17 protein-coding genes and 2 other annotated features are annotated in these 15528 nt (G+C 35.1%); of the genes, 5 read left to right on the top strand and 12 right to left on the bottom strand.

Annotated features, from left to right (window positions below; all coding sequences use genetic code 11):
* Nucleotides 1-51 precede the first annotated feature (51 nt).
* Complete coding sequence (locus tag AM499_RS18110) at nt 52-708, top strand: TetR/AcrR family transcriptional regulator (protein ID WP_053591514.1); 657 nt, start codon at nt 52-54, stop codon at nt 706-708.
* 52 nt (nt 709-760) lie between these two features.
* Here AM499_RS18110 and AM499_RS18105 read toward each other — a convergent pair whose 3' ends face one another.
* From AM499_RS18105 to AM499_RS18075, 7 genes are all read right to left on the bottom strand, one after another.
* Complete coding sequence (locus AM499_RS18105; RefSeq protein WP_053591513.1) at nt 761-2473, bottom strand: methyl-accepting chemotaxis protein; 1713 nt, start codon at nt 2471-2473, stop codon at nt 761-763.
* Nucleotides 2474-2770: 297 nt separating this feature from the next.
* A complete protein-coding gene (locus AM499_RS18100; protein ID WP_231687489.1) occupies nt 2771-3205 on the bottom strand; it encodes a GNAT family N-acetyltransferase in 435 nt (144 codons plus the stop codon).
* 13 nt (nt 3206-3218) lie between these two features.
* Complete coding sequence (locus AM499_RS18095) at nt 3219-3677, bottom strand: SRPBCC family protein (RefSeq protein WP_053591512.1); 459 nt, start codon at nt 3675-3677, stop codon at nt 3219-3221.
* A gap of 9 nt (nt 3678-3686) precedes the next feature.
* Nucleotides 3687-4118: a MarR family winged helix-turn-helix transcriptional regulator gene (locus AM499_RS18090; protein WP_053591511.1), complete on the bottom strand. Its 432-nt coding sequence runs from the start codon at nt 4116-4118 to the stop codon at nt 3687-3689.
* Nucleotides 4119-4158: 40 nt separating this feature from the next.
* Nucleotides 4159-4632 carry a low molecular weight protein-tyrosine-phosphatase gene (locus AM499_RS18085; protein ID WP_053591510.1) on the bottom strand — a complete coding sequence of 158 codons (474 nt, stop codon included), beginning with the start codon at nt 4630-4632 and terminating at the stop codon, nt 4159-4161.
* A 17-nt stretch (nt 4633-4649) separates the two neighbouring features.
* Entirely contained in the window at nt 4650-5057 is a 408-nt protein-coding gene (locus AM499_RS18080; RefSeq protein WP_053591509.1) for a hypothetical protein, read from the bottom strand.
* Nucleotides 5054-5266 carry a helix-turn-helix transcriptional regulator gene (locus tag AM499_RS18075; RefSeq protein ID WP_053591508.1) on the bottom strand — a complete coding sequence of 71 codons (213 nt, stop codon included), beginning with the start codon at nt 5264-5266 and terminating at the stop codon, nt 5054-5056. The genes AM499_RS18080 and AM499_RS18075 overlap by 4 nt, the downstream gene beginning before the upstream one ends.
* A 155-nt stretch (nt 5267-5421) precedes the next feature.
* Between AM499_RS18075 and AM499_RS18070 the strand changes: the two genes are divergently transcribed.
* The 3 genes from AM499_RS18070 (at nt 5422) to AM499_RS18060 (ending at nt 7429) form a co-directional block, all read left to right on the top strand.
* Entirely contained in the window at nt 5422-5802 is a 381-nt protein-coding gene (locus AM499_RS18070; RefSeq protein WP_053591507.1) for an NUDIX hydrolase, read from the top strand.
* An 85-nt stretch (nt 5803-5887) separates the two neighbouring features.
* Complete coding sequence (locus AM499_RS18065) at nt 5888-6751, top strand: AraC family transcriptional regulator (protein ID WP_053591506.1); 864 nt, start codon at nt 5888-5890, stop codon at nt 6749-6751.
* Between the two features lie 207 nt (nt 6752-6958).
* A complete protein-coding gene (locus AM499_RS18060) occupies nt 6959-7429 on the top strand; it encodes a VanZ family protein (RefSeq protein WP_053591505.1) in 471 nt (156 codons plus the stop codon).
* Nucleotides 7430-7533: 104 nt separating this feature from the next.
* Here AM499_RS18060 and AM499_RS18055 read toward each other — a convergent pair whose 3' ends face one another.
* From AM499_RS18055 to metG, 5 genes are all read right to left on the bottom strand, one after another.
* Nucleotides 7534-8061: a GNAT family N-acetyltransferase gene (locus tag AM499_RS18055; RefSeq protein ID WP_053591504.1), complete on the bottom strand. Its 528-nt coding sequence runs from the start codon at nt 8059-8061 to the stop codon at nt 7534-7536.
* Between the two features lie 3 nt (nt 8062-8064).
* A complete protein-coding gene (locus tag AM499_RS18050) occupies nt 8065-8871 on the bottom strand; it encodes a nucleotidyltransferase domain-containing protein (protein WP_197275570.1) in 807 nt (268 codons plus the stop codon).
* 74 nt (nt 8872-8945) lie between these two features.
* A complete protein-coding gene (thrS, locus tag AM499_RS18045) occupies nt 8946-10139 on the bottom strand; it encodes a threonine--tRNA ligase (protein ID WP_053591502.1) in 1194 nt (397 codons plus the stop codon).
* A gap of 140 nt (nt 10140-10279) precedes the next feature.
* Nucleotides 10280-10493, bottom strand: a binding site (T-box leader).
* A gap of 338 nt (nt 10494-10831) precedes the next feature.
* Nucleotides 10832-12166, bottom strand: a complete 1335-nt coding sequence (locus tag AM499_RS18040) for a CoA-disulfide reductase (protein ID WP_053591501.1) — start codon at nt 12164-12166, stop codon at nt 10832-10834.
* A 693-nt stretch (nt 12167-12859) separates the two neighbouring features.
* On the bottom strand, nt 12860-14512 hold the full coding sequence (gene metG / locus AM499_RS18035) for a methionine--tRNA ligase (protein WP_053591500.1): 1653 nt from the start codon (nt 14510-14512) through the stop codon (nt 12860-12862).
* A 48-nt stretch (nt 14513-14560) separates the two neighbouring features.
* Nucleotides 14561-14860, bottom strand: a binding site (T-box leader).
* Between the two features lie 105 nt (nt 14861-14965).
* Here metG and AM499_RS18030 point away from each other — a divergent pair.
* Nucleotides 14966-15505, top strand: a complete 540-nt coding sequence (locus AM499_RS18030; protein ID WP_053591499.1) for a hypothetical protein — start codon at nt 14966-14968, stop codon at nt 15503-15505.
* The last annotated feature ends 23 nt before the right edge of the window (nt 15506-15528 follow it).

The raw sequence follows: 15528 nt of genomic DNA, 5'->3' as shown, positions 1-15528 counted from the left end.
ATATATTTTCTGAAAATTTTTTCTTTAATCTAGATAGGTGTGATTTTGTAAATGAATAAGAAAGAAATAAAGCGCAGAAGAATGTGGACATATTTTATCGATGCAACGGAAGAACTAATTAAAACAGAAGGGTTTCAACAAGTAACGATACGAAACGTCGCAGAAAAAGCAGGCTATAATAGCGCAACTATTTATAACTATTTCAGCGAATTCTCTCATCTTCTTTTTTTCGCGTCCTTTAAGTTTCTGAAGCCATATTTATCAAAGGTAACAAAAGAGATGAAAAAAGAAGAAGATCTTATTCAGAAGTACGTTGTTGCTTGGGAATGTTATAGTGAATACTCTTTTAATAATCCAGATATTTTCAATGCAGTTTTTCTTATGGACTTAGGGGATAACCCTGAAAATCTACTCGATCGTTATTATGAGCTCTATCCATCTGATTTGTTAGAAATACCTGAAGAACTACATCCATTATTATTTGATAGAAATATCTCTTCCCGTGGACGTTTTGCCTTAAGCGGAATAGTGGCTGCGGGTATCCTAAGTGAAGAAAAAGCAGAAGAATTGAATGAGCTTACTAACTTGGTTTGGCAAGGTATGTTCTCCAACTTACTAAATAATCGAGCTTACTATTCTCCTCAAGAAGCACATGAACGTACGATGAAATATGTAAAAAAAATAATTAATATGATGGTAGAGAAATAGAAAAAAGGCATTCTGAATCGGAATGCCCTTTTTGCGTGTGTAATACAAGTATTTAAATTTTAAATTTGGTTACTAATTCATTCAGATCTTCAGCCATTTTAGCTAACACTTTAGAAGAACTACTGATTTCTTCCATTGAGGCCAATTGCTGTTCTGTAGAAGCTGCCACTTCTTCAGAGCTTGAAGCATTTTCCTGAGCAAATGCGGCTAGTTCTTCTGCTGTATCAGAAACAGATTGTGTGCTTCTTGAAATCTCTTGGACAGTAGACGTCATTTCTTCAATTTCAGGAGTGATATTTCTTGTTTTTTCTAGTATTTGCATAAACTTTTCTGCTGTTTCAGTAGTGATTTGCATTCCTTCTTCAGCATTGTCCATTACTTCTCCCATAAATTGTACGGATTCGTTTGAATTATATTGAATGCTAGTAATAATTTCAGCTATAAGCTTGGTTGATGACATAGATTGTTCAGCAAGCTTTCTTACTTCATCTGCAACAACTGCGAAACCTTTACCATGTTCACCCGCACGTGCAGCTTCAATCGCTGCATTAAGAGCAAGTAAATTAGTCTGAGCTGCAATATCATTTATAACATCAAGAATCTTGCCCACTTCATTTGATTGGTGGGATAAAGAAGATATTACCTCATGTGATTTCTGAACAGAAGATTGAATATTACTCATTTGTTGTAAATTGTTTGCTACAATCATATTTCCTTCTTCTGCTTCTTTCGATGTATCTTTAGCTAGGTCAGAAATTTTATTTGATCCTTCTACTATTACATTAATTCCATTTAACACATCTTGTAATTCACTTGAATTGTGTTCAAGTTTACTAGTTGAGTGTTCAGCACCTGTAGCAATCTCCTCAATAGCATTAGCAACGTGATGTGTAGCAGCTGAAGTCTGCTCTGCACTAGCTGTAAGCTGCTCGGAAGCTGCAGCAACTTGTTGAGAGGTTTCAGCAACAGTCTGTATAATTCCTCTTACCCCACTAATCATTTGATTAAAGGAATTTGTTAATACTCCAAGCTCATCTTTCGATCGATAACTACCATGAACAGTAAAGTCTCCAGCCTCAGCTTTAGAAAGAAGTTCTTTTAGTTCGTTTGTCGGTCTTACAATCATCTTCATAATAATTAGTCCTACAAAAACTGAAATAACCATACTTGCAACTAATATTACACATAACATGATTATCGCTTGTTTGATTTCATTCTGATTTTGTTTATTAATTTCCTCGGCATATTCAAGATTATATTGTTGAAGAGTCAGCAATGTTTGATCGATAGATTCTCTCTTTTCACTTACTTTACTTTTATATATCTCATATGCTTTTGTGTTTTCATTTTTCATTGCAAAATTAATCATTTCATCCCTTGATTCAGTTAAATCTGCTACATCTTGATCATATTGATTTATAGATTCTATTTCTCGTTCTGTTTGAGCAATTTCTTTAAATTTGTTCATTTGTGATATGACGTTTTCAATTGATTTATCCATACTAGCTTTCAACTGAGCATTATCTTTAGGATCATCTGTTAATGTGATGCTCAGTAAATTACTATCAATTCTAGCATTTTCATATCTCACTTCGCCAAGCCATTGAGTAGGTTTTAATAATTGGTTATAAACTTCTTCTGATTTTTGTGCCATCTCTTTAACGTAATTAAATCCTGTTAAGCCAATACATAAGGATGCTAGTGCTCCAATTCCTATTAACACTAATAACTTCTGAGTAACCTTTAAATCCCTTAAAATACCCATCTTTTTTCTCCCGTTCAACATAAGAATTTTTTAAAATGCGGAATATTGGCTAACGGGACAAAACCTGTGTTATCATCAGTGTTCACACCACATTATCAGTATTCATTCTCATATTAAAACACAGCTTTAGGCTAAAATAAATATATTTTTATTGTAAAAAATACCATAAAAATGTGAATGATTCCTAAAATTTTTAATAGTTGTTTAGTATTATTGATAAAGACCCTAATAAAATACCATTATTTTATATTTATCTGTTAATTAATAGTAAAAATTCTATAATTAAATTTAGGATACTTAGAGCTCTTTTTCCAACACAATCTTATGTTTCCCTTTTTCACTCACAAAAGTTTCTATTACGTTAAAACCAAACTTAATATTTAATATAAGCATTTCGCGTTTAATATTTCGAGAAATAGTTCGTACATTTATGTAACCCAACGACTTAATAAGTGCATGCTGTCTCCGCATTAACTCGGATGCAATTCCATTTCCCCGATAGTCAGTGTGAACACCACCTAACCAGCTATAAAAGGTATCGCTTGAATATTTATATCCAATTTTAAATCCAACAACCCGTTCTCGATCACAAGCAACAAAGATTATCAAATTTTCTTTTTCTGCTAATTTCTCTTCACGAAGCTGCGACCCTTCAAAAACATGCTCATGTAAATCCATTATCCCATTTAGTACGGAAGCTTTTGGTATTCCTTCATAATAAATATAGTCCAAGCACCTTTCCTCCCTAAACATGTTTTGTTTCTGCAATTTTCTTCAACTCATCTGCTCTAACTAATATAAAATTTCTCATGTATTTTTCTAAAAACAATTTATCTGCAATTATTCCTACAAACCCGAAAGGAGCTTTATATTTAAATGTGTCAGTCATCATTGTTCCCATATCACATTCGACAAACTCATGCGTATGCGTAAATGAATGAAATGCTCCTTTTACCATTACATCTACAAATCTAAATGGCATGTTCATTTCAATTATTTTAGCAGTCAATTTTTGTTTAAAACCAAAATGAGTTGCTTCCCAAGTGATACTATCACCCAAATTGAGCAGTCCAGTTTTCACGCCGGCAACCGCCTTTTCATTTGTTTTTGCCGTAGTTTTAGTGTGAATCTCAACATTTCTAGCTAAATCAAAGCACTTAGTTATAGGAGCCATAATATACGTTGTATGTTTTATTACAGACATATTCAACCACTATTTCGCCTCATGATCCAGATTTTTCAATATTTTTTCATATAAAGTCAACAGCTGTTGAAGTTCTTCATCATTTAATACTTGGAAGAGTTCCATATGTAATTCCTCCCCTTTTTTCCTTGCTTCTTGGAGTAGGGCTTCTCCTTTAGGAGTGATACTAAGTAAAACATTTCTTCGATCTTCTTCATTATAAACTCTCTCTGCATAACCTTCCTTCACCAGTTTTGTAGAAGTGTTTGTAATCGCACCTGGCGTATATCCCAAAGTAGACGCCAAGACAGTTGACTTTTGCGGTCCTTTTTTTCTTAATTCTGCTAAAACAAGAATTGGGGAAAGTCCGATATTTTTATTAAAAGCTTTTGTCCATCTAATAATTGCTTCATTCGAGAATAATTCAAGAGTTCTTATTACCTTAAAAATATCTGATTTCATTTACTCAACTCCCATACTTTTTCTTTACTCCTCCGAACAGTCAATTGAACTGATCTTCGTGATTCGACTTTATACTATTTAATAGTGCCTGACATCCCTCTATTACAAGGTCATACGTTTCTTGAAAGTCTCCAGTGTAATAAGGATCGGGCACATCTTTTTTGTGATCTGTTAAATCTAAAAAACGTATTATTTTTGGATGATCTGGTTGACCAAGTATCTCTCGAATATTTGTCACGTTACTCGCATCCATCCCAATAATATAGTCAAATTTTTCATAATCAGTCTTCTCTAACTGTCGACCGACCATTCCTTCTGTTGAAATGTTATTTTCTTTTAGTTTGGAAATCGTCCCTTTATGTGGGGGATCACCAATATGCCATGAGCTCGTTGCGGCAGAATCTACTTGAATCTTTTCATTTAAATTCTCTTTTTCAACTAAATGTTTAAACACCGCTTCAGCCATTGGAGAACGACAAATATTCCCTAGACATACAAATAACACGTTAATCATTTCTAATTTCATCCTTTCTATATTAGTTTTGTGACAAATACCCCAATTCCTATTAGAAAATATACCACCATCATATAAACAATAAGCATACCTGTTTCAATTGTTTCTACACCCATTGCGAATAGAATGAGTAGAAGAGCACCACTACCTAAAAGAACAACGTACAGGGCAATCGAGAAATATTTTTTCATTAATAATAGAGTACGTTCATCTACATCAGGCATTTTTCCATTCCGTTTCTGACGCCATTTTGAAATAAGTAGGAAAATGATGAAACCACCAGCTATGCCTACTGTTATAGGGATCAGTAAATCAAAACTAAAGTTCCCCTCTTCTTTTCCAACAAGATAAACACCAAGTAAACCACCAATAAACATACAACCTATTACAACTGCATAAATAATGACTTCATAGCGTTTCTTCATTTTTCACTCTCCCTTAGGTAAAACAATTTCTCAATTGGTACATCAAAATATTTAATCAGTTTTAGCGCAAGCTCTAAACTGGGATTGTATTTATTGTTCTCAATTGCCGTTATAGTTTGTCTTGTAATTTGCAAATCCTCTGCCATCTGAATCTGTGTGATTCCTTTTTGTAATCGAATTTCCTTAATATGATTAATTACCTTCGTCATCTCTAGCCTCCAAAAAACGTAAAGATATCTTTACATATAGAATAAAATATTATTTTTTAAATGTAAAGATATATTTACATTCATTAATGTCACCTATTTCAATCAATTATTGTTATAATTTTACTACTAAATAAAATGAAACAAGGGGTATTCACATGAGAAATCGAGGAGCAACTATCATTATTGAAAATGATCGTGTTGCATTAATTAAAAGGACTAAACCACATGTCACTTATTATGTGTTTCCAGGTGGAGGCATTGAAAGCGGTGAAACTCCTGAAGAAGCTGCAATAAGAGAAACGTTCGAAGAATTAGGCGTACACGTTCAAATTAAACGTCCACTAAAAGTATTAGAGCAAAACGGAAGACAATATTATTATTTAGCCGATATTATTGGTGGCACTTTTGGGGCAGGAACTGGTGAAGAATACACGCAAACTTCGGTCCAACGTGGAACTTACGAACCGATTTGGGTCAACATAGAGGACCTTCCTACTCTAGATGTTCGTCCAAAAGAAATAGTTGAAATACTTTAAGCTAAAAAAAACAGTCCAAAGTAAGCACAAAATGACAGGATGGGTTACTAGTTATTGCTTATGATGAATACAAGGAGTGAGTGCAATGGGTTGGGTAGAGTCGATTCAAAAAGCAATTAATTATATGGAGGAAAACTTGCTAGAGGATTTATCAATGGAGAAAATTGCAAAAGAAGCAAATTCCTCCGTGTTTCATTTCCAGCGAACCTTTTCTATCTTAACAGATATGTCTATCTCGGATTATATCAGACGGAGAAGACTAACATTAGCCGCGCAGGAATTAATGAACACGGATAATAAAATTATCGATCTCTCCTACAAATATGGCTACGACACTCCTGAAGCTTTCACAAAAGCCTTTCGTAAGCAACACAACTTGACGCCTAGTGAAGCACGTAAAATGCAAGGAAAATTACAATCATACAATCGCCTGATAATCCAGGTAAGCTTGAAAGGAGCAGAACCAATGAAGTATAAAATCGTGGAGAAAGACAGTTTCCAAGTGGTAGGATTGAAAAGAACGTACAATTGCAAAAATGGTGAGAACACACAAGGTATCCCTTTATTTTGGGATGAAGTGAACGGAGACGGAACGGATGATTTACTGTTCCAATTGAACAATGGTGCAATCGATGGTGTGCTAGGGGTTTGCGTTGCAGATGAAAATTTTAAAGATAACAGCTTAATCGATTATTGGATTGCAACGGGCCATGAAGGTGACGTGCCAGAAAACCTAGAAGCTATGGAGATTCCTGCTTCGAAATGGGTAGTGTTTGAGGTTCACGGTCCAATGCCAGATGCAATGCAGAATACATGGAAGCAAATATATTCCGAATGGTTTCCCTCTAACTCTTATGAGCAAGCAGGAACACCTGAGTTAGAAGTCTATTCCAATGAGAATCCATCAAATCCTGATTATTACTCTGAGATTTGGATTCCTATTAAGTAACTTGAAAACCCGATGAGTAATTTCTAGATACTCGTCGGGTTTTTATTATCCGATTGTTAAGGATTATTATCCGATTATTAAGGATCATTATCCGATAATTTCTATTTATTATCCGATTACGATTTATTGGGCTAAATTCAGAGCCAAGAAACTCCAAACTTCTCCTGTAACCACCCAAACTTTCAAATTATATGTTAAGGTTTTATTATGAAAAAAATTATTCCCTTACTAATCTTACTTATAATTGTATTCATTTCATCTGGACAAACAGCGGAACAGCAATCCCTTGAATCCACTCTTAAAACGTGGCTTCCGAATAAACCACTAGAATCCATTCTGTCCTATTTACAAATTCCCTATTGGGGCATTTTAGTTTCTATCGAAGAACGTGGATATTATGCTTTTGTTGAATTTTTAATTCGAAAAGCCACTCATTTCTTTTATTTTGGATTTATTGCACTTGCTATTTATGCAGCGTTGCCTAATATTAAATACCGAACACTTTCTGCAGTTATTTTGACATTCCTTTTCGCTGTTGCAGATGAATTCCGCCAGTCCTTAACAAGTGGACGCACAGCAACCGCTCAAGATGTAATGCTCGATACAGCGGGTGCCATAACAGCTCTATTAATGTGGAAATGGATAAGAAGATGGAAACAAAAAAAAACCGCTATCTAGCGGTTTTCAGACTGTAGAAATACTCTTGTATAGAGTTGTATATTGAATTCGGCAAGGACCACTTCGCTTTCCGTGAGCCCGGTTTTTCATTGTTGATTTTCTTTTCAGTCTCTACATTGTTCTTCCTTATCTATAATAAGAGCCATATGATCTTCGTCAAAATATGTATCATTCATTTTCAACGCCTTTTCCTCTACTCCGAATATGGTAAATCCTAATTGTGAGTACAAGTTTTTTGCTGCTTCATTCGTTGAAACAACTGAGAGGTTAATTTTTTCAATTTCCTTGATGGCTTTCGCCTTGTTTATGGCTTCCACTAGTAAGGCTTTTCCAACACTTTGCCCTCGAACTTGGGGACTTACGTACATTGCATAAATATTTGCACGGTGCCTTAACTTTAATCCCCCTTCTTGAACTAATGTCACCATACCTACAAGTTTCTCGTGGTAATATGCTCCAAATGTATAATTTCCTTCTGTTTGAAGATTCTTTTCCACAAGTTCAATAGGATTCGTTCTTTGTATTGCTTCCTCATAGCTAGTCCCAAAAGCTTCAGGATTCAGCTGTAAAGCTTCTAATCTCAATTCCCAGTAGGCACTTGCATCTTCTCGTGACAGCATTTTTATTTCCATTCCTTATACCTCCACAAAAAATTTTTCATTGCACAACTGATGTGCAAATAAAATAAAATCTCGACACTCTTCTGCTCTTATCCTTTTACTGACGAACAGTGATTTCGTAATGCTTTCCGTTCTTATTTGGGCTCCCTCTTTTAACAAGAGATACCATCTTTCCGGAAGGATATTCAGACATTCATTAACTGCTGCATCTTTCGAAAAAATATCCTTTTTCTCTAGAGAGCATATAATTCTACAAATCGTAGTAGTCGTAAACTCTATCATGTCGTCAGACAAAAAGTTATCAACTTCTTTCGTCTTGTGAAACCAATAATGATTGATATTATAATTTAATGTTTTCATAACGTCTTCCCAGTTTGTAGGAATTTCTAGATTTTCAATTGGTTTACCTTGCAATGTAATGCCGTGTTTTTTTAAGACCCACCATGTAATATGATTAACATCCCAATGTCCTACATCTATTATTCCTTCCTCACAATAAGGATAAAAAGGTTGTTTTTCGTTTATTTTACCTACTAAATTTGCTTGGAGGTAAACACCGTCCATTCTATTTCCAAAGTGATTAGTATTCATTTTTGTATGGATCTCTTTAATAGAGGTCAATTCTTGCACACTAGCAGGTCGTTTTAATAAAACAATAAAATCAATATCGCTCTTATACGCATTAAATGCTCCTAATGCAATAGAACCATATAAATAGACACCTTCTATTAAATCACCATTTAAAGAATTGTTAAGTTCGTTTGTATACAATTGAGTAAATTCCTGCAAATTTCTCGATAGACGATTATTTAAACTTTTCATGATATCCCCCTCTCCTATTCCATTCGTTAACATCATGAAAATTTCCTCTGTCTGAGGGGGAATCATGTTTATTTTCATTTCTCCTTTAAATGATCAATTAATTCATCAAGGTCCATTTCACCAATAGTACCAACCTTATGTTTTCTCACAGAGACTTTGTTGTTCACCATTTCCTGCTCTCCGACAATAAGCAAATAAGGATGTTTTTGCAAAGCAGCATCTCGAATTTTCAATCCTATTTTTTCCACGCGGTCATCTATTTCTATACGGTAGCCTTCTTGTTCAAGCTGCTCTTTCACTTTTTCTGCATAGGAAACATGTGCATCTGCTATCGGTAAAATTTTGACTTGAACAGGTGCTAACCAAAGTGGAAAACTCCCTTGGAAATGTTCGATAAGTATTGCTATGAATCGCTCAATAGAGCCATAAATTGCACGGTGAATCATTATCGGCTGGTGTAATTCATTGTTTTCATCAATATACTGACAATCAAATTTTTCAGGCATTTGAAAATCGAGTTGAACAGTTCCACATTGCCAGCTACGTCCGAGTGAATCAAGTATATGAAAGTCAATTTTGGGTCCGTAAAAGGCTCCATCCCCTTCGTTAATTTGATACTCTAGATTCTTATTCTTTAAAACCGACTCTAAAGCATGCTCTGCTTGTTCCCAAGCTTCTACTGCTCCCATAAAATCTTTTGGACGAGTGGAAAGTTCTATTTTGTAACTAAAGCCAAAAGCGGAATAAAATTCATCCACCAAATCAAGCACTTTATCGATTTCACTTTCTATCTGATCTTCACGAACGAAGAGATGCGCATCATCTTGTGTAAAAGCTCTAACGCGTAAAAGTCCATTTAAAGAACCCGATAACTCATGTCTGTGGACTAAACCTAGTTCTGCGTAACGTATAGGAAGCTCACGATAGCTTCTTCTTTTACTGTTGAAGATGAGCACTGCACCTGGGCAATTCATCGGTTTTATTGCATATTTTTGATCATCTACTTGGGAGAAGTACATATTTTCGTGGTAATGATCCCAATGACCAGACTTCTCCCATAGTTCTTGTTTCATCATGATCGGTGTTTTTATTTCTTGATACCCTGCTATTCGATGCTTTTTTCTCCAAAAACCTTCTAGTTCATTACGTAACACCATCCCATTTGGCAAATAAAATGGCATTCCTGGTGCTTCATCACTTGACATAAATAACTCTAATTGCTGACCTAACTTTTGGTGACTAATTCGTTCTTCCGCTTTAATTGACATTAAAAACTCCTCCTATTTGATAAAATTCACATTGCATCCGGTTTTAAAAATCTGTGACATTTGCCAGAGGCTTTAAAGTGATTCAGTTGGGTTTAAACGTCCAACTAAATAGATATAAAAAAAGACCACACCCATCCCGGTAAAGGGACGAGTGTGGTCGTGGTTCCACCCTAATTTTGCAACACAAAAAGTATTGCGCTCATAGAAGATAACGGTTTCCCGATTATGGTTTTACTTTCCCCATAATAGCTCCAAGGTGGTAAATCATTCTTCTTTCTTCAGGGTTCTCAGCCAATGCCCCTGTTCTCTGATAAGAAATGAAAGAATAATTCATGTCCTCTTCTTCGCTTAAAATATATTTAATTTATGGGCTCTGTTATTTATCAGTGATGAAGATTAGGTATAAATAAAAAAGACCACACCCATCCCGGTAAAGGGACGAGTGTGGTCGTGGTTCCACCCTAATTTTGCAACACCAAAAATAATTGCGCTCATAAAAGATAACGGTTTCCCGACTATGGTTTTGATTCCCCATAATAGCTCCAAGGTGGTAAAACATTCTTTTTCCTTCAGGGCTCTCAGCCAATGACCCTGTTCTCTAAAAAAGAAAAAATAAATGAATCAAGTCCTTTTCTTCGCTTATGTTAAATTATTTTGTTTAGTATATGCAACAATGAAAAAATCGTCAAGTCTTATTTTTTACGTACTCGCTTCGCCAATTGTTGCAATGGATCCCAGACTCCGTTAAAAGGTGGGGAATAAGCAAGATCTAGATCTAATAAGTCAGAAATGCTCATTTGATGAAAAAGAGCTGTTGCAAGCACATCGATTCGTTTATCTACTCCATTCCCCCCAACAATTTGACCTCCAAGAAGTAATTGATTATCTTTCCGATAAATCAATTTAATCTGCATTTCTTCCTTTCCAGGGTAATAGCCAGCGATGTCGTTTACTTGTTGCAAATGGGTTTCGTAAGAGATACCAAGTTGTTCCGCTTCTTTTTCAGAGAGCCCTGTTTTACCAATGGATAAATCAAAAAATTTCATTATGGAAGTACCAACAATTCCTTTAAACTCTCTTTTTTGCCCCATCATATTAAATCCGGCTAGCCTGCCTTGTTTATTTGCTGTGGTACCAAGCGGAACATAATCGTCCTTTTGTTTAACCCGATTATAATGAGTTGCACAATCTCCAGCTGCATAAATGTCGGGAATACTTGTTTCCAAGTAACCATTTACGATTATTGCTCCATTTTGTTTTGTTCTTATTCCTGTATCTTTTAGAAAATCTGTCGTCGGTTTAACACCAGCTGCTATTAAAACTAAGTCCGTATGATAGCTTTTTTTATCTGTTATAACAGTGGTTACACGATGGTTCCCAGAAAAAGATTGTACTTCTTCATTCAAAATAACTTCAACCTGTTGTTTTATTGCCTCTTGGTGAATAATACGTGACATATCTTCATCAAATATACTCGCTAATTGGTTACTACGTTGAATTATGCGTACCTTTTTCCCAATGCTCACAAAATTCTCAGCCATCTCAAGGCCAATATAACCTCCACCGATAATTGTCACATGGTTTACTTGTTCTAGATCTGCAATTATTGCTTCCGTATTTGGAATGGTTTTGATTGTATGAATGCCAGCTAAATCTTTTCCTTCCCAGTCAGGTATAACTGGACTTGAACCTGTGGCGATAAGGAGTCTATCATATTTTAAGGAAAATGTATCTCTCGTTTGAAGAATATTTCCGGATACTGTTTTAGTTAGTGGATCAACACTTGTTACTTCATATCCTGTTTTTGCATCTATTCCGTATTTGCTTCGAAACATCTCTACACTTCTTGCAATCACATCGGTTGATGATGGGACATGTTTCCCTACTACATAAGGTAGACCACATTGACCATATGAATATATGTGACCTTTTTCTAGCGTTGTAATTTTAGCAGTTGAATCTTGACGAACAATTTCCATTGCAGCACTCATACCGGCTGCATCTCCACCAATAATTACATAATGCATCCAAGTTCCTCCTATAATTCTCTTGTTTTTATTAATATAACCTATTATTCGTCATTTGAACTTTCTAAAATCATTTTGCTTCAAAGAAGAGAACAAGATGGAAGGAAATAACTACGTTCTTCGGTCTCATCGCGGTTAGTTTAATTGTATTTACAGATAACTCACACCAAGAAAATTGACTATTTAAAATTTTCCATCTATATACATTGTGCAAATAGTGTGTTAAGTTAAGAGTATGGCAAATAGTATGGGACTACTAGACTTTCCTTAGTCATATCCCCTTTATAGAGAGGAGACTATTGTTATATGTCATTGTGTCACACCAGAATAATGCTTGATACGTTGCAAAAGTTTAGTAATAGTAACGTCACTTTGACTCTTAAGAACCCTGACCAAACGCCACTTCTATCTGTACGTTATCATAAAAATCGTTTTGTAATAACGTATTTAGATAGCCTCATAACTGAAACCCACGATTGTATAGAAAGTACATTTTCCGCTCTTGAAAGAGCTTATAATACCTTACTTCGGACCTCTAGCTGAATAGGGGTTTTTTTTTGAGTGTTTTTTATGAAGAAAAGAACTCATATGGCGCTTGCCGCACGCTACGCGAACCTCCGCAGAATGAGTCGCTTCTTGCGCGCTCTCGCTGCGTGCAAGGCGCACCCTTGACATATCTCTCATAAGCAAATTTCATGACGGATGAATATCTATATGAACCTGACTATTTAAATAGTTTAATTCTTCCTCTATTAACTTAATGTCTAAGCGTTCAAATAGTGGCTTTACAAATTTCAATGTGTAACTTTTTCTTTGAATAATATTCCAATTAAAATCGTCTAGATTCAACATTTCTTTAACGGTCGTACTAGAGAACGGTAAGAAAGGCTCTAGTAGTTGAGCAAGATTCGAGATGATGAAAACACTAGTGACTAATGTATTATCACAAGAATCTTTGTCTTCATTCAATTGCTTCCATGGCTGCTCCATATCAAAATATTTATTCGCAAATCTTATAAACTCAAAGACCTCTTCGATCGCTTTTTTAAAATGTCCATCTTCAATTAAATCTCCAATAATAACATACAAATTTTCTACCCTTTTTAATAGTTCTCTATTTATACTTCCCGTTGAAATAGTTCCATCATAAGATTTTTCTATAAATTTTAATGTACGATTGACAAAGTTACCGTATGCACCCAGTAACTCGGAATTGTGACTAAATATAAATTCTCTCCAAGAAAAGTCCGTATCTCTATTTTCTGGAGCGTTAATAGTTAGAAAATATCTTATTGAATCTGGGTCATACCTCTCTAAAATATACGGAACCCATACAGCCCAGTTTTTACTTGTTGATAGCTTCTTTTTTTCTAATGTTAAATACTCATTGGAGATGATATGTGTCGGTAGAGCGTTATTGTTAATCCCTAGTAGAATGGAAGGCCAGATGATTGTGTGAAATGGAATATTATCTTTTCCATGGACGTAGTAGGATTTTGTATATTCATTCCAAAATTGTTCGTCATTTTTTCCATGAAGAAATGCCCACTCCTTTGAGGCAGAATAGTAACCTGATACTGCTTCTATCCAAACGTAGACCTTCTTATTTTCGTATCCTTCCACAGGAATGCTAACGCCATTCGGTAAATCCCTTGATGCTGCTCGATCTATAAGACCTTCATGCAGATATCTCTCCGATAAATTTAATGCATTTTCTCTCCATTTTCTTTCTGTTTTAGCATTATTCACATATGACTGTATTTCCTTTTGAAATTGGCTAAGAGCAAAGTAAAAATGTTCAGTGGATTTCACGATTGGTTCATTTCCACATATTTTACACTTTGGATCAATTAAATCTAAAGGATCTAATATCGTTGAACAATTATCACACTGATCCCCTCTTGAAGGATGAAAACAATTCGGGCATATTCCCTCAACATATCGATCCGGAAGAAACTGTTGATCATACTCACAATACATTTGATCAATCTCTTTCTTATAGACATAACCTTTCTCGAGCAATTGTAAAAATATTTTTTGGACAATTTGATGGTGGAATTCTCCGTCTGTCCGAGTGTATAAATCATAAGAAAAACCTAACTTTGCAAAACATTCTTCAAACTCTTTATGAAAGCGATCTGCGATTTCTTTTATTGTCACCCCTTCCTGATTTGCTCTAATGGAAATAGGTGTTCCATTGCAATCACTCCCTGATACATAAAGGACTCTTTCTCGTTTTAAACGATAATACCGTGCCAATACATCTCCTGGTAATAATGCAGCAATATGTCCTAAATGCAACGAGCCGTTTGCATATGGCCAAGCTCCTCCAATAAAAATACTCATTCTGATATCCCCTTTTTTAATAAAAATAAAAACAAAAAACCCCGTCCTAAAAAGGACGAGGTTAAACTCGTGGTACCACCTAAATTTATAAACAACTCCCGTTGTTTACCTTAGTGAGTATCAAAAACTAATACTCCAGCATTTATAACAAGTGCTGATTCTTGTCGTAGATTACTAGTATCATCCATTAAGCCTCAGAGTAATTGCAAGAGAAGGCTTAACTATGTTATACGTTCAGTACGAAGCTCAGAGACCATTTTCAAATAAGTGTTTTTTGCTTTTTTTCAGCGAACAAAGCTCTCTTTTAAAAAAACAACATCATTTTACTTTTCTCTTCATAGCATATGTGAATATTTGTTTATCAGAATATAACAAAAACGTATGAATAAGTAAAGCCATTTCGGTCTGGTTCATCTATAATGAAAATAGAAATATTTTGAAAGAGGTGTGGACTTGAATTTCATTGCATGGACTATTATTGCTTGTGAAGTAGGATTTTGGGTCGTTATTTTACTTGGACTAATTACTCGATATATATTAGAACGTGAACGACTTGGACTTTTCTTTCTTGCACTTACACCATTAATTGATCTAATTCTCCTTGTCATTACAGCAACTGATTTATACAATGGGGCAACTGCAACGATGGCGCATGCCATTGCAGCGATTTATCTAGGAACATCAATAGCCTTTGGAAAAAGTATGATTCGATGGGCAGATGAGAAGTTTCTGTATTATGTACAACGACAAGGGACAAAACCAGTACGTAAAACCGGGTTGGAATACGCGAAGCATTCGATGATAGGTACTCTTCAACATCTCCTTGCTTATATTATTGGAGGAGGATTGCTACTTGTTTTAATTTATTTAATTGATGATCCTTCAAGATCAGAGGCTTTGTCAGGTACATTAAAAGTTTGGAGCATCGTGCTTGGTATTGATTTTGTCATTTCCATCTCTTACTACATATGGCCTCGCGCGGCTAAGCGATAATCATTACTTTAATTTTTGTCGCT

The organism is Bacillus sp. FJAT-22090, assembly GCF_001278755.1.
Taxonomy (GTDB): domain Bacteria; phylum Bacillota; class Bacilli; order Bacillales_A; family Planococcaceae; genus Psychrobacillus.
Note: the sequence above shows the minus strand (reverse complement) of the source record. Positions and strands in the feature narration are given on the sequence as shown.

Coding starts and splice junctions, on each gene's coding strand:
- AM499_RS18110 (WP_053591514.1), top strand. CDS start 52: ATGAATAAGAAAGAAATAAAGCGCAGAAGAATGTGGACATATTTTATC.
- AM499_RS18105 (WP_053591513.1), bottom strand. CDS start 2,473: ATGGGTATTTTAAGGGATTTAAAGGTTACTCAGAAGTTATTAGTGTTA.
- AM499_RS18095 (WP_053591512.1), bottom strand. CDS start 3,677: ATGTCTGTAATAAAACATACAACGTATATTATGGCTCCTATAACTAAG.
- AM499_RS18090 (WP_053591511.1), bottom strand. CDS start 4,118: ATGAAATCAGATATTTTTAAGGTAATAAGAACTCTTGAATTATTCTCG.
- AM499_RS18085 (WP_053591510.1), bottom strand. CDS start 4,632: ATGATTAACGTGTTATTTGTATGTCTAGGGAATATTTGTCGTTCTCCA.
- AM499_RS18080 (WP_053591509.1), bottom strand. CDS start 5,057: ATGAAGAAACGCTATGAAGTCATTATTTATGCAGTTGTAATAGGTTGT.
- AM499_RS18075 (WP_053591508.1), bottom strand. CDS start 5,266: ATGACGAAGGTAATTAATCATATTAAGGAAATTCGATTACAAAAAGGA.
- AM499_RS18070 (WP_053591507.1), top strand. CDS start 5,422: ATGAGAAATCGAGGAGCAACTATCATTATTGAAAATGATCGTGTTGCA.
- AM499_RS18065 (WP_053591506.1), top strand. CDS start 5,888: ATGGGTTGGGTAGAGTCGATTCAAAAAGCAATTAATTATATGGAGGAA.
- AM499_RS18060 (WP_053591505.1), top strand. CDS start 6,959: ATGAAAAAAATTATTCCCTTACTAATCTTACTTATAATTGTATTCATT.
- AM499_RS18055 (WP_053591504.1), bottom strand. CDS start 8,061: ATGGAAATAAAAATGCTGTCACGAGAAGATGCAAGTGCCTACTGGGAA.
- AM499_RS18050 (WP_197275570.1), bottom strand. CDS start 8,871: ATGAAAAGTTTAAATAATCGTCTATCGAGAAATTTGCAGGAATTTACT.
- thrS (WP_053591502.1), bottom strand. CDS start 10,139: ATGTCAATTAAAGCGGAAGAACGAATTAGTCACCAAAAGTTAGGTCAG.
- AM499_RS18040 (WP_053591501.1), bottom strand. CDS start 12,166: ATGCATTATGTAATTATTGGTGGAGATGCAGCCGGTATGAGTGCTGCA.
- metG (WP_053591500.1), bottom strand. CDS start 14,512: ATGAGTATTTTTATTGGAGGAGCTTGGCCATATGCAAACGGCTCGTTG.